Raw genomic sequence first — 12,482 nt, forward strand, 5'->3', positions numbered from 1 at the left:
TCGGTTGGCACGTACTGATTGGTCGTCGTATTCTTTTTCATGGACTCGCCCTCGCTGTCGTTGGCTTCTAATAGAATGCCACCGTGGCGCACAGACGCCTCGGCTTGGGCGAGTCCATGTAATTACAGGGGTGGGTTTGCGGGGTTATTCGATCCAGCTGTAGAGCGGTGAGTCGACGCCGCTGACGACTTTGACCTGGCTGCTGTGGCGCAGGCGCACCAACAGGCGTTTGCCCGCGCCGGTGCTGCCTGTCAGGGCTTCGAGCTGGCTCAGCAGTTCAGGGCCGGTGATTTGCCCGGCCTTGCGCAGCAGATCTTTGGTGGTTTCCCACAGTGCATCGTCCTGGCTTACGGGCTTGGCGGGCGTCGCAGCGACTGGAGCTTCGCTCACGTGCAGTTGCGCGCCCAGTTTCGCCCAGTCGCCCTCATCCAGCTCTACGGTCAGGTCAACCGGCCAATCACCTATCGTTCCGCGAATTCGCACCATCGTCCTGCTCCTTAAATTTCATGGGGCATGCTCCCATGCGGCTTGCAGAACGCCAAGCACACGGGCAAAATCTCGAATTGATTGTTATAAGATTACATAACATTTAATTACATTTTTGCTGGAGTCGTGGTATGCGCCGTTTGCTTCTTGCTTTGCCGTTTGCTCTGTTGCCGCTGACCATGGCTCACGCCGCCGACGATCATGACCATGAACACGGCAGCCTGGGTGCCCACGAGCATGGTGTCGGGACGTTGAATGTGGCCCTGGACGGCCCAACCCTGGAGCTGGACCTCGACGGCCCGTCCGTCAACATCGTGGGTTTCGAGCACATTGCGACCACAGACGCCGACAAGGCCAAGGTCGATTCCGCACGCACTCAACTGGAAAACCCGCTGGCCCTGTTCAGCCTGCCAAAGGCCGCAGGGTGCGTGGTTGAAGCCCAAGACCTGGACAGCCCGTTGTTCGAAGCCGCCCCTGAAGAAGCCGGTGCGGCAAAAACAGAACACCACCACAGCGACATAGAAGCGCACTATGCATTTACGTGCGCCAACCCCGAGGCGTTGAAAGCACTGGATCTGACCCAGTTCTTCAAGACCTTCCCGGGCACCCACAAACTCAAGGTGCAATTGATTGGTGGCAGCGGCCAGCAAGGTTCTGAGCTGACGCCTAAAGCGCCAACCCTGAAGTTCTAAACTCCCCACTTTGTAGTCGCTGCCGAAGGCTGCGATGGGGTGCGCAGCAACCCTGCTGTTGAAGCTCCTGCGGCCCTTATCGCAGCCTTAGGCAGCGACTACAACGTCAACATTCTCACTGGCAGGCGATAACCCTTCCCCATGACCCAAGCACTTATCGAACTCAATGACCTGAGTTTCAGTTGGCCCGGGCAACCGGTGCTGCTGGATATTCCGGCCTTCCGTCTTGAACCCGGCGAAACGCTGTTTCTGAAAGGTCCCAGCGGCAGCGGTAAAACCACCTTGCTGGGTTTGCTGGGCGGCGTGCAAAAAGCCAGTCAGGGGACGATCCGTTTGCTGGGGCAAGAACTGAGTGAATTGGGCTCAGGCGCCCGGGACCGATTTCGGGTTGATCACACGGGGTATATTTTTCAGCAGTTCAATCTGCTGCCGTTTTTGTCCGTGCGCGAGAACGTTGAACTGCCGTGTCACTTTTCTAAATTGCGCGCCAGCCGCGCCGCCCAGCGCCACGGCAGCGTTGCCAAAGCCGCGCAAACCCTGCTTGCGCATTTGGGCCTCAAAGACCCGGCCCTGCTGGAGCGCCGTGCCGACTCGCTGTCCATCGGCCAGCAACAGCGTGTTGCCGCCGCCCGCGCGCTGATCGGCCAGCCCGAGTTGGTGATCGCCGATGAACCCACCTCCGCCCTCGATGCGGACGCCCGCGAAGCGTTTATCCAGTTGCTGTTTGCCGAGTGCCGGGAGGCCGGCGCCAGCTTGCTGTTTGTGAGCCACGACCAAAGCCTGGCCACGCTCTTCGACCGCAACCTGTCGTTGTCTGAACTTAATCGCGCCGCTACACCGGCAGAGGTCTGAGATGTATTTGTTTCGCCTAGCCCTGGCCAGTCTGGCCAACCGACGCTTCACCGCGATTCTCACCGCATTCGCCATCGCCCTGTCGGTGTGCCTGCTGCTGGCGGTGGAGCGGGTGCGCACCGAAGCCCGCGCCAGCTTTGCCAGCACCATCAGCGGCACCGACCTGATCGTGGGTGCGCGTTCGGGGTCGGTCAATTTGCTGCTGTATTCGGTGTTTCGTATTGGCAATGCCACCAACAATATTCGCTGGGACAGCTTCGAGCATTTCGCCAATAACCCGAAAGTGAAATGGGCGATCCCCATGTCTTTGGGTGATTCGCACCGCGGCTACCGGGTGATGGGCACCAGCGAGGCGTACTTTGAGCACTATCAATACGGCCATCGGCAAAACCTTCACCTGGCCAGCGGTCGTGCCTTCCAGACCGACCCGTTCGAGGTCGTACTAGGCGCCGAAGTGGCCGAGGCGCTGCATTACAAGCTGGGTGACAAGCTGGTGCTGGCCCATGGCGTGGCTGCGGTCAGTCTGGTTAAACACGACGACAAACCTTTCACCGTGGTCGGTATCCTGAAGCGCACCGGCACGCCTGTGGACCGCACGCTGCATATCAGCCTCGGCGGTATGGAAGCGATACATATTGACTGGCACAACGGCGTGCCTGCCCAGGGCGCTGCGCGAGTCACTGCCGACCAGGCGCGCAATATGGACCTGACGCCTCAAGCCATCACGGCGTTTATGCTCGGCCTGAACAGCAAGATTTCGACCTTTGCCCTGCAACGCGAGATCAATGAGTTTCGCGGTGAGCCGATGATGGCGATTCTGCCCGGCGTGGCGTTGCAGGAACTCTGGAGCCTGATGAGCACCGCTGAAAAGGCGCTGTTTGTGGTGTCGCTGTTTGTGGTGCTGACGGGGTTGATCGGCATGCTGACGGCCATTCTGACCAGCCTCAATGAACGCCGCCGCGAGATGGCGATCCTGCGTTCGGTCGGTGCACGGCCTTGGCATATCGCCACGCTGCTGGTGTTTGAAGCACTGGCCCTGGCTTTGGCAGGCGTGGTGGCAGGCGTCGGCTTGCTATACGTGTGCATCGCGCTGGCTCAGGGGTATGTGCAATCGAATTACGGGATCTATTTGCCGCTGGCCTGGCCAAGTGAATATGAATGGACGCTGCTCGGCGGTATTCTGGCAGCCGCCCTGCTGATGGGCTGCGTACCGGCATGGCGCGCTTACCGACAATCGCTGGCCGATGGTCTGTCCATTCGTTTATGAGCTCAGGTTAATGAAAAAAGCTGCGATGTCTGGTGTGCTGCTGGCGCTGTTTCTCTGGGTGAGCACACCCTTGTGGGCGGCCGAGCCGAAAGAACTGACGTGGTCAGAGATGATTCCGCCAGACGCGCCGCCAGAAGTGCCGAACATGACGCCGCTGCATGACCTGTCGCAAATGGGCGACATGGAGGCCGCTCCGGCGGCCAAGCAGGACTTGCCCAACGCCCCCGTGGTCACGCAACTCGATGGCCAATTGATTCGCCTGCCGGGGTACATCGTGCCGCTGGAAGTCAATGAAGAGGGGCGTACCACGGAGTTTCTGCTGGTGCCGTACTTTGGCGCGTGCATCCACGTGCCGCCTCCGCCGTCCAACCAGATCGTGCATGTGACCAGTAAAGTCGGGGTTCAGGTCGACGAGTTGTATCAACCGTACTGGATTGTCGGTGCCTTGCAGGTCAAGCCCAGCACCAGCGATTTGGCTGACGCGGGCTATCAAATGGATGCACAAAAGATCGTGGTCTACGAACTGCCGGACTGACCCGGCAGCTGTTCACGAAATTTTCACGTCTTCACTTTTCATTGAGCTGGGTCAACAGAACGGGCCCGGCTGCTCATTACCATTGGTTATATAAATTTTAAATATCCCAATGGAGCTCCCATGCAAAAGTCCCTGCTTAGCGCCGCCGCGCTTGCGCTTGCCGTTGTCGCACCGTTGGCCCACGCGCATTCCGAGGGTGACATCATCCTGCGCGCCGGTGCCATTACGGTAAACCCGAAAGCCGATAGCTCCCACGTCAAAGTGGACCGCGGCTCGTTGGGCGGGACCGATCTGGGCGGCAAGGCGACCATGAGCAGCGACACGCAACTGGGCCTTAACTTTGCTTACATGATCACTGATCACGTGGGTATCGAGCTGTTGGCCGCGACTCCGTTTGAGCATGACGTGAAACTCAAAAACACTGGCCTGCCACAAGCCAACGGTAAGCTGGGTACCCTCAAGCACTTGCCGCCAACCCTGAGCGTTGTGTACTACCCGCTGGACTCCAAGTCGGTGTTCCAACCGTACGTGGGTGCCGGTATCAACTACACCTGGATCTACGACGAGCACGTGGGCAGCCGCGCATCGGCTGAAGGTTTCGACAATTTCCGCGCATCCAACTCCTGGGGCGTGGCCTGGCAGATCGGTGCTGACTACATGCTGACCGACAACATCATGATCAACGCCCAGGCGCGCTACATCGATATCGACACGCACGCCTACGTCAACAATAGCGCCGTAGGCGATGGTACCCGCGCCAAGGTCAACGTCGATGTTGATCCTTTCGTGTACATGGTCGGCCTGGGTTATAAGTTTTAAGCGCGCAGCGCTTGGCTAAAAGCCTCTAGCTTCAAGCGGCAAGAAAAAAGCGCCTTTTAAGGTGCACTTCAAAACCTGTGGGAGCCTGGCTTGCCAGCGATGCAGACGATGCGGTTTTCTGTAAAACCGCGTCGCTTCCATCGCGAGCAAGCCCGCTCCCACAAGGTGTTGAAGTGTTACTCGGGTTGTTAACGCCCCAACAGGTGCGTCAGACCGATGTTCATCGGTGTGGTGTCATCGAGGGTGAAGCGCTGCAGCAAGCGACTGTTGTTCGCACGCGAGTGACGGATATCACCCGCACGAGCCGGGCCGTAGCTGATCGGTGGCAGTTCGCCGACCACTTCGCTCAAGGCTTCGAGCATTTGCTTGAGGGTGGTGGCTTTGTTCAGGCCCACGTTGATGGCGCCCTCTTCAACCTGTGGCGCTTCAATGGCCTGCACCAGAATGCCGACCAGATCTCCCACATAGATGAAGTCTCGGGTTTGCTCGCCATCCCCAAAGATGGTGATTGGCAGGCGATTTACAGCGCGCTCGCTGAAAATGCTGATCACTCCCGAGTACGGCGAGGATGGATCCTGGCGCGGCCCGTAGACGTTGAAGAAGCGGAAAACCACCGGTTCCAGACCGTGCTGGCGGCGATAGAAGTCCAGATAGTACTCACTGGCCAGCTTGTCCGAAGCATAAGGGGTCAGCGGCGCTTTAGGCGTGTCTTCAACAATCGACTCGCCCTCACCGTTGTTGCCATAGACCGCAGCGCTGGAGGCAAACACCACACGTTTGACGCCCGCTTCGCGCATGGCCTCGCACACATTGAGCGTGCCGACAAAGTTGCTTTGGTGAGTGCTTACCGGGTCGTCTACCGAGGCCTGCACCGAGGCCACCGCGGCCAGGTGCACGACTGCGCTGCAACCGGCCATGGCGCGTTTGACCAGTGCCGCGTCGGCGACGTTGCCTTCGATGAGTTCAACCTTGGGGTTATCCAGAGGCAAGTTGCTGCGTTTGCCCGTCGACAGGTCGTCGAGGATCCGCACGGCATAACCTTTGGCCAGCAAGCCGTCTACCAGATTGGAGCCGATAAAGCCGGCACCGCCAGTGATTAAAACGGGAGCGTCAGCCATGTCGATAAAACCTGTCCAGTAAAGCCGGGAGCCCTGCACGCCAGGCGCGAGGTTTGATCCCGAAGGTGTGAAGGATTTTTTTACAGGCCAGTACTGCATGCTGTGGCTCTTCAGAGGCATCAGGGCATGCAGCGTGTGCCTGCGGGGTTGGCGCCTGGACGGCCAGCGGGTGTAAGTGACGCGCTTCATCCAGGATGGCCTGGCCCAGCGCCAGCGGCGTTGTGGCCTCATGCCCGGCGTAGTGGTAAGTGCCCCACAGCGGCGCCGCGCAATCGAGTTGTTTGAGCACCGAAATGATGACCCGGGCGGCGTCATCGACCGGTGTCGGGTTGCCGCGTCGATCATCGGCCTTGAACAATTCGCCGGGCTTTTCTGCCTGAGCCAAAAACCGTCCCAGACTGCCTTCGGGGCTGTCATCGAGCAACCAGCCGAAACGCAGCAGAACATGTTGCGGGCAGATGGCCCGCACGCTTTGTTCAATACGCCACAATGCCTGACCGCGCAGGCCGAGCGGGACGGGTTCGTCTTTTTCGCTGTAGGCCGTGGCCCGCGAACCGTCAAACACTCGGTAGCTGGAGGGCTGAAGCAAGGTGATGCCGTGGTGCTGGCACAACTCAGAGAGCCGCTCGACCGCCCGTTCCTGGTCGGCAAGGCGTGTTTCGCTCACGCTCCGCGCCTGAAACCAGTCGAAGTAGTACGCAAGGTTGATGACGGCATCCGGACGGGTCTCGTCCAGCAGCTGCGTCAGGCTCGCGGCGTCCCAGCCGTCTTGCGGCGGACGCGGGGCGAGGAAATTGATGTCTTCCTCGGCACCCAGACGAATCAGCGCCTGCCCGAGAGCATTTCCGCCGCCCAATAACATAAGGCGCATTCGCATAGAGTGTGCAGGCTCAGTCTATTCAGAACGGTGATATATACCAGAAAACCAACCGTGGAAGCTGTTGGCCATGATCAAGACCCCACCATTTTGCGGGTTTCTGTGCGTGTCGTCACTGACAAACTGCGCAGCTGGTTATTTGCCATCACTGTGATGAAGGCGGCATATCAGGCAACAAAAGCGCAGAATGCGGCGGTTCGGCTGCCGCTTGTGCCGCTTGTGCGGTTTGCCCGGTGTCACGCGCAGGTATCAAAAAGCCCTGTGGATAATGTTGTGCAAAATGTACATCGGCTGAATTATCCACAAGCTTTTTAAGTCGTTCATTGAATGCCCGCGTAATAGAGCCCTGCGCACCGGACATCGTTCTGAACTGCGCGGTAATCGTGACCCCGTCGAGGTTCATGCTGTCGATCCCGTACACGCTCATCGCCCCCTGCAAACTCAGACTGAGCAACGGGTCGTCGCTGATCTGCCGCCCTGCCTCGCTGATCAAGTCCGAGGCTTTATCCATATCGCTGTCATAGGTGAACTGGACGGCGAAATATGCGTAGGCAAATTGCCGCGAATGGTTGATCACCGCCTTGATCTGACCGAAGGGCACCGAGTGCACATAACCGCGTGAATCGCGCAGCCTCAAGGTTCGGATAGTCAGCCCTTCGACCGTGCCGGCGTGGTTGGAGTCGATCTCTACCCAGTCGCCCACCGAGATGGTGTCTTCTATAAGGATGAACAGCCCGGTGATGACGTCTTGCACCAGTTGCTGGGAGCCAAAGCCGATCGCCAGGCCGATCACCCCCGCGCCCGCCAGAAACGGGGTCACGTTTACGCCCAGGTTGGCCAGGGTGGTGATGGTGAAGATCACCGCCAGCACCACTTTTATCGCATTGCGGATCAACGGCAGGATGGTTCTGATGCGGGTGCTCGGTGCGTGAGTGCCGCGCCGTGTGACCGGAGGCTCCAGAACTTGCTGAATGGCGGTATCCATCACCACCCAGGCCAGCCAGGTGACCAGAAAAATCAGCAGGATGTGCCCAAGCGAGTCACTGATCACTTGCCCCGTGTGGCTATCGGAGGCAAACGCCAACACAGAGAACCCCCAGATCTGCGCCAGCAATTCGATGAAGGCCACGGCCAGCAGAATGCGCAACAGCACATACACCACCATCATCAAACGCACCCGGTAGGCGCCGTTGGAGCGCAGGAGTGTGGTGAATGAGTGGTGCAAAAGCGAGCCCAGAAACACCGTTGCAATCAGCAAACCTGAAGTCAGCAATGCACTGCGCAGCGCCCGCCCGCTGCCCTCGCCGACGCCCACCAGGTCCAGCGCCGAGACCAGCAGCATGAGCAGAATGGGCCAATACCAGAGCACCGAGAAAATCCGCAGCGACTCCTGGAATGCAGGCTGCCCCAAGCGCTGCGCCAGCGCTCGATTGCGAATCAGTTGCCCCACTGGGCGGCGCAACTTGATCGCCAGATAAGCGAAGATGGCGCACGCGACCAACCCCGAAAATATAGAGAGACAACTGGCGATATTAGCGCCCAGCGTGAGCCCGACCTGCGGGGTGTCCAGCCCGTCACTCAACGCAGCAAAGAACCCCATCGCGAACAACGGACGCACACAGTGCTGACGAATAATCCGCACGGCGGGCCGTTTGTGGCCGGCATCGAGCATCGCGATCAATGACATCACCAGCGCCGCACAAAACACCCCGCTGCTGCCGGCATAGGTCAAACACACTGCCAGAGCACGGCCAATTGAGCTGGGCAGCAAGTGGCTGCCGAACACGATGACGACCAACGACAGCACCGCAGGCAGCAAGTACGGCACTCCGGCGCGCAACAGCCTTTGCAGGCGCGGACGCGCTTGCACGACGCGGGTGTTGTTCAAAGAACGTACCAGTAGTTTGCCTGCCAGCATCAACCCGGCAAAAACGCCAGACCAGACAACCAGCAACACGAAAAAGTCGCCCACACCATTTTTATCAGGCTGCTCGACCACCTTGTCGGCCAGCACCCCGGCTTCATGGGCTGCCCGCTCAGCACGCAGGCGCCAGATATCCAGCAAGTGCTTGCTCAACCCTAACTGGTCTTGCACATCATCAATGCTGGAACCCAAGACCCCGAGCAGCCCGCCGTCTACCAGTACCGGCGGTTTGCCGTCGGTCTCTTCGGCTTTGATAACCGAGGCCAGGGTGGGTGCCGCTTGAAGCATGCCGTTGCCTGACAGCAACAGGATGAGGAACACAAAAACTGTTTTGAATTTGGACAAACCCGGGGCCCCATGCACATCCTTGATAGACCCACCGTACCAAATGATCAGGTTCGATACAGGGCACGTCTGAGTTTTCGATCACCTACAGCGTAGTCAATGCCACCTCTGACGCCAGCAATCATCGACCGGGGGCTGCCTGAAGTGACGCCATAAAATACACGGCCAGACAAAATGTGTAACCCGAAGATCAGACGCCAGAAACTTCATACGCACCAAACAGCGATACAAGTTCTCAATATGTGAAGAGCATCACTATTATTAGAACCTCATACAAGAGCGAATAAACGACAACTTTAAAACAAGTTTAAACCCCATAAACCCAAAAACTTTATCAAGGCAACACGCACGATTCAAAGCCGGCACCCCTTACAAAAAGCAAAAAACGCGCAGACTGTTTAAATACAAAACACCCTATATAGCACACCTAATGTTTAGACGATTAAACAACTACAAACCCACTCCAAAACAAAACAACAACGCAGTGCACATTCCCATGTTTACGTAAATGAAAGTTTTCCTGACATATTTACAAACATAATTTCATCTATTAGAGTCGTTCGAATAGGGCATTACAGGCTTGAACCCTCATTCGAGTACCACACTGCACTTTCACTATTTAATAGCCTTGTTTGTCTGACTGCCCGGAGATCGGAAATTGGAAACAATGATCGATGCTATTTTGTGCGCCCTGGATAACCCACAGCAAAGTGCACTGCGCCACATTACGGTTATAGAAGAGAACGGGGAAGAAAAAAGCATTTCCTATGCGGCGCTGGCACAACAAGCGTTGGCAGTCTCTTCAGCCCTGACTGAACTGGGGGTTGTTCGTAATGATTTGGTTATCCTTGCCCTGCCGGCTTCCATCGATCAATTGGTGTTATTGACCGGGTGCGTTTTGATTGGCGCTTTACCTTGCACGGTAGCGCTACCCGGAAGGCTGATGGCCGACTCCCCGCGCAACCAGATCTACGTGGCCTGTCAGTTGTTTGCACCGCGCCTGCTGATCGCATCCGAGAGCAACACCCCCGCACTCCAGCGTTTGCTTGCCCACCTGCCTGTACGGGTGTTCTCGAGCGCAGAGGTGAAGCTCGCTGCCAGTGCAGGGTTTCCAGTGCGTGTGGAGCGCTGCCAGGCAGACAGCGGCCATCATGTGCAACTGACCTCGGGCTCGACCGGTCGCCCCAAGGCCGCCATCCTCAGCCATCAGAATGTCATCTCCAATGTGCGCGGTATCGGCGGCGTGGTGGGTTACAGTGTTGAGCGCGGCGACGCCTCTGCGTCCTGGCTGCCGCTGCATCACGACATGGGCCTGGTGACGCTCTTGTCGAACGTGTATTACCAGGCGCCCCTGCTATTGATGCAACCGGCCAGTTTTATTCGCAACCCGCTTGGCTGGCTCAAGCGCATGTCCAGTTTTGGCGCAACCACCACGGCTGCGCCGACGTTCGCCCTGCAGTATTGCATTCGCCGTTACCGCGAAGCGTCAATGAAAGACGTCGACCTGAGCAAGTTGCGCAATATCTTTGTCGGCGCCGAAAGAGTGGATGAAGCCTGCCTGAAGGAGTTTGCACAGACTTTTGCACCGCACGGTCTTTCACGTTCTGCGCTGCAACCGTGTTACGGCATGGCGGAATCGACGCTGGCAGTGACCATGCATAACACGAACTTCAATTACGACAAGCAGGCGCTCTCCTACGTCATTGCTGACCGTATCGACTCCGGCGCAGTGATCGACCATTGGCAGGCTCGCCGCGCCGACGCCAACACTCGCAGGGTAGAAACCGTGCTGTCGATGGGGCGCCCGATTGAGGGTATGCAGGTTGCCGTGAAGGCGCTGGACCGTTCTGACGCCAAGGACCGTGAAGTCGGCGAAATCTTTATACGCGGTACGTCAGTCATGTCCGGCTATTTGCCCGCCGAAGGCCAGACCGAGCAGTACCAAAGCGGCGACTGGTTTGCGACCGGTGATATCGGTTATCGAGTGGATGAACACGTGTTTGTCCTTGGCCGCAAGAAAGAACTCATCATTATTCGGGGCAGTAATTATTTCCCGCATGAAATTGAAGACGTTATTGCATCACACCCTTTACTGGCCAGCGGTGGCAATGCAATAGCGGCTTTCGGTATCTACGACGAAACACAGAGAACCGAGAGCCTGGCTATTCTGATCGAGCTTGAAGCGAAACAGGATCAAATAGAACTGCGCAGTCAACTTCAAAACCAATTGCGCGACAAGTTTGGATTTGGTGCGCACGCCATTACCTTCGTCCCTCCCGGAAGTTTGCCACGCACTACCAGCAACAAACTTAAGCGTCTGGAATGCCGCAGCATTTATCTCCAACTGGCGCTGGACAACATAGATAAAACCGAGACAGCGCAACTTATTAGTTAACGCACAAGCAACGCTGTGACATCGACACGCTGACGCACTGCACCTTTTAATTACTGGATCACACACTATGCACACTTTGATGCAAGGTGGGGAGACGGGTTCGTCACGCCATTCATTATTGAATGTGTGTGCGCAACCGGTTCTTCACCGCTTATCCCTCTATGGCGAACTTCCTGCTCAGTTGATCCAGATTATTTCGCGCGCCTCAGTGCGACTGATGGATTCAGACATGTTGATTTCGCAGACAATGCACAACTATGAGGCTGCCGAACAATTAAACCGGCCCTCGGTGGCCCTGTCGCAGCCGACCCATGATCTGGAAACTATTCTGGAGCGCATTGAGCAAGACGGTCTGGCGTTGCACTACCGATCCTTCATGCAGAACTTCGCCCATTTGTTTTCGCTGTTCCTGACACCGGATCAATACGAACGGGCACGCACCAGCATTGATGCCGGCAGCGCCCTGCGCTTTCTGATGAGTGATGCCGGCGGCCCTACCCTCACGAGCTGGCGCACGGTCGCCCAGCCGGAAGGGGATGGTTTCAAGCTGCAGATCGACAAGGTCTGGGGCATGTACGCCAACCTTGATGGCATGGCAATCGTTGCCGCCCGCACGCCGGGCTCGTTTTTCCCGTCGGCCTTCCTGGTTTGGCCCGAGCAATACAAGAACCTCAAGCGAACGCTCTGCGGCGAGCCCTTTCTGGGCGATGTCGTGCAGTTGGGGAACGTCAAGGGCACGGTGCAGGTTGCCCAAGAAGATCGCCTGAAAGTGGGCGGGCCTGCGGTACTCAATAAATACCTGACAACAGTACGACCTTTTCTGGTGCGCGCACTGATGGCCCACCTGCAATGGCTGACAAGTCAGGGGCGCCTCGAACTCACGCCAGACGAGCGCGCGTCCCGCGACTTCATCGCCGCTGCCGCACGCACCAAGACGCTCGCCGACCGCTACGAGAGCGAAGACGTATACCGCGTGCTGGCACTGAAACTCGCCTCCAATGAACTGCTTTTGCATCTGGTTAGCCGCGGCGCCGTGGCGAGTTTTCTCGACCAGCGTGACCTGTTGGCGTTTACCAAAATGGAAGGCAGCTCTTACCGCTGTTATCACGAATTGCGCGCAAGCATGCGCGTGGCCAAGCCTGAACCCGAGTCAATTTAACCCGCTGTACCCC

Annotated in this window: 11 protein-coding genes; 7 read left to right on the plus strand and 4 right to left on the minus strand. The window is 57.7% G+C overall.

The window, feature by feature from the left end:
- Positions 1–144: 144 nt before the first annotated feature.
- Positions 145–486, minus strand: a complete 342-nt coding sequence (locus TU84_RS24715) for a hypothetical protein (protein WP_048373875.1) — start codon at positions 484–486, stop codon at positions 145–147.
- A gap of 131 nt (positions 487–617) precedes the next feature.
- Between TU84_RS24715 and TU84_RS24720 the strand changes: the two genes are divergently transcribed.
- From TU84_RS24720 to TU84_RS24740, 5 genes are all read left to right on the plus strand, one after another.
- Positions 618–1,178, plus strand: coding sequence for a DUF2796 domain-containing protein (locus TU84_RS24720; RefSeq protein WP_048373876.1), 561 nt, complete (start codon positions 618–620; stop codon positions 1,176–1,178).
- Between the two features lie 141 nt (positions 1,179–1,319).
- Positions 1,320–2,030: an ABC transporter ATP-binding protein gene (locus TU84_RS24725; protein ID WP_048373878.1), complete on the plus strand. Its 711-nt coding sequence runs from the start codon at positions 1,320–1,322 to the stop codon at positions 2,028–2,030.
- Position 2,031: 1 nt separating this feature from the next.
- Positions 2,032–3,297: an ABC transporter permease gene (locus TU84_RS24730; RefSeq protein WP_048373880.1), complete on the plus strand. Its 1,266-nt coding sequence runs from the start codon at positions 2,032–2,034 to the stop codon at positions 3,295–3,297.
- 25 nt (positions 3,298–3,322) lie between these two features.
- Positions 3,323–3,832, plus strand: a complete 510-nt coding sequence (locus TU84_RS24735) for a DUF3299 domain-containing protein (protein ID WP_048373919.1) — start codon at positions 3,323–3,325, stop codon at positions 3,830–3,832.
- Positions 3,833–3,952: 120 nt separating this feature from the next.
- Positions 3,953–4,651, plus strand: coding sequence for an OmpW/AlkL family protein (locus tag TU84_RS24740; protein ID WP_048373882.1), 699 nt, complete (start codon positions 3,953–3,955; stop codon positions 4,649–4,651).
- A 188-nt stretch (positions 4,652–4,839) separates the two neighbouring features.
- Here the strand turns inward: TU84_RS24740 and TU84_RS24745 are convergent, their stop codons facing one another.
- The 3 genes from TU84_RS24745 to TU84_RS24755 form a co-directional block, all read right to left on the minus strand.
- Positions 4,840–5,769 (minus strand): NAD-dependent epimerase/dehydratase family protein, encoded by a 930-nt coding sequence (locus TU84_RS24745; protein ID WP_048373884.1) that lies wholly within the window; start codon positions 5,767–5,769, stop codon positions 4,840–4,842.
- Positions 5,762–6,646 carry a sugar nucleotide-binding protein gene (locus tag TU84_RS24750; RefSeq protein WP_048373885.1) on the minus strand — a complete coding sequence of 295 codons (885 nt, stop codon included), beginning with the start codon at positions 6,644–6,646 and terminating at the stop codon, positions 5,762–5,764. The genes TU84_RS24745 and TU84_RS24750 overlap by 8 nt, the downstream gene beginning before the upstream one ends.
- 145 nt (positions 6,647–6,791) lie before the next feature.
- Positions 6,792–8,915, minus strand: coding sequence for a mechanosensitive ion channel family protein (locus TU84_RS24755; protein WP_174479349.1), 2,124 nt, complete (start codon positions 8,913–8,915; stop codon positions 6,792–6,794).
- A gap of 667 nt (positions 8,916–9,582) precedes the next feature.
- On the opposite strand from TU84_RS24755, the gene TU84_RS24760 reads away from it, so the two are divergent.
- Positions 9,583–11,310, plus strand: a complete 1,728-nt coding sequence (locus TU84_RS24760) for an AMP-binding protein (RefSeq protein WP_048373887.1) — start codon at positions 9,583–9,585, stop codon at positions 11,308–11,310.
- A 229-nt stretch (positions 11,311–11,539) separates the two neighbouring features.
- Complete coding sequence (locus TU84_RS24765; protein ID WP_053225311.1) at positions 11,540–12,469, plus strand: hypothetical protein; 930 nt, start codon at positions 11,540–11,542, stop codon at positions 12,467–12,469.
- Positions 12,470–12,482 lie beyond the last annotated feature (13 nt).

This window comes from Pseudomonas helleri (assembly GCF_001043025.1).
GTDB lineage: Bacteria > Pseudomonadota > Gammaproteobacteria > Pseudomonadales > Pseudomonadaceae > Aquipseudomonas > Aquipseudomonas helleri.

Bases quoted from the DNA above. Each gene is read 5' to 3' on its own strand.
- TU84_RS24735 (WP_048373919.1), top strand. From the start codon at position 3,323: ATGTCTGGTGTGCTGCTGGCGCTGTTTCTCTGGGTGAGCACACCCTTG.
- TU84_RS24715 (WP_048373875.1), bottom strand. From the start codon at position 486: ATGGTGCGAATTCGCGGAACGATAGGTGATTGGCCGGTTGACCTGACC.
- TU84_RS24745 (WP_048373884.1), bottom strand. From the start codon at position 5,769: ATGGCTGACGCTCCCGTTTTAATCACTGGCGGTGCCGGCTTTATCGGC.
- TU84_RS24765 (WP_053225311.1), top strand. From the start codon at position 11,540: ATGTTGATTTCGCAGACAATGCACAACTATGAGGCTGCCGAACAATTA.
- TU84_RS24725 (WP_048373878.1), top strand. From the start codon at position 1,320: ATGACCCAAGCACTTATCGAACTCAATGACCTGAGTTTCAGTTGGCCC.
- TU84_RS24760 (WP_048373887.1), top strand. From the start codon at position 9,583: ATGATCGATGCTATTTTGTGCGCCCTGGATAACCCACAGCAAAGTGCA.
- TU84_RS24750 (WP_048373885.1), bottom strand. From the start codon at position 6,646: ATGCGAATGCGCCTTATGTTATTGGGCGGCGGAAATGCTCTCGGGCAG.
- TU84_RS24730 (WP_048373880.1), top strand. From the start codon at position 2,032: ATGTATTTGTTTCGCCTAGCCCTGGCCAGTCTGGCCAACCGACGCTTC.
- TU84_RS24740 (WP_048373882.1), top strand. From the start codon at position 3,953: ATGCAAAAGTCCCTGCTTAGCGCCGCCGCGCTTGCGCTTGCCGTTGTC.
- TU84_RS24720 (WP_048373876.1), top strand. From the start codon at position 618: ATGCGCCGTTTGCTTCTTGCTTTGCCGTTTGCTCTGTTGCCGCTGACC.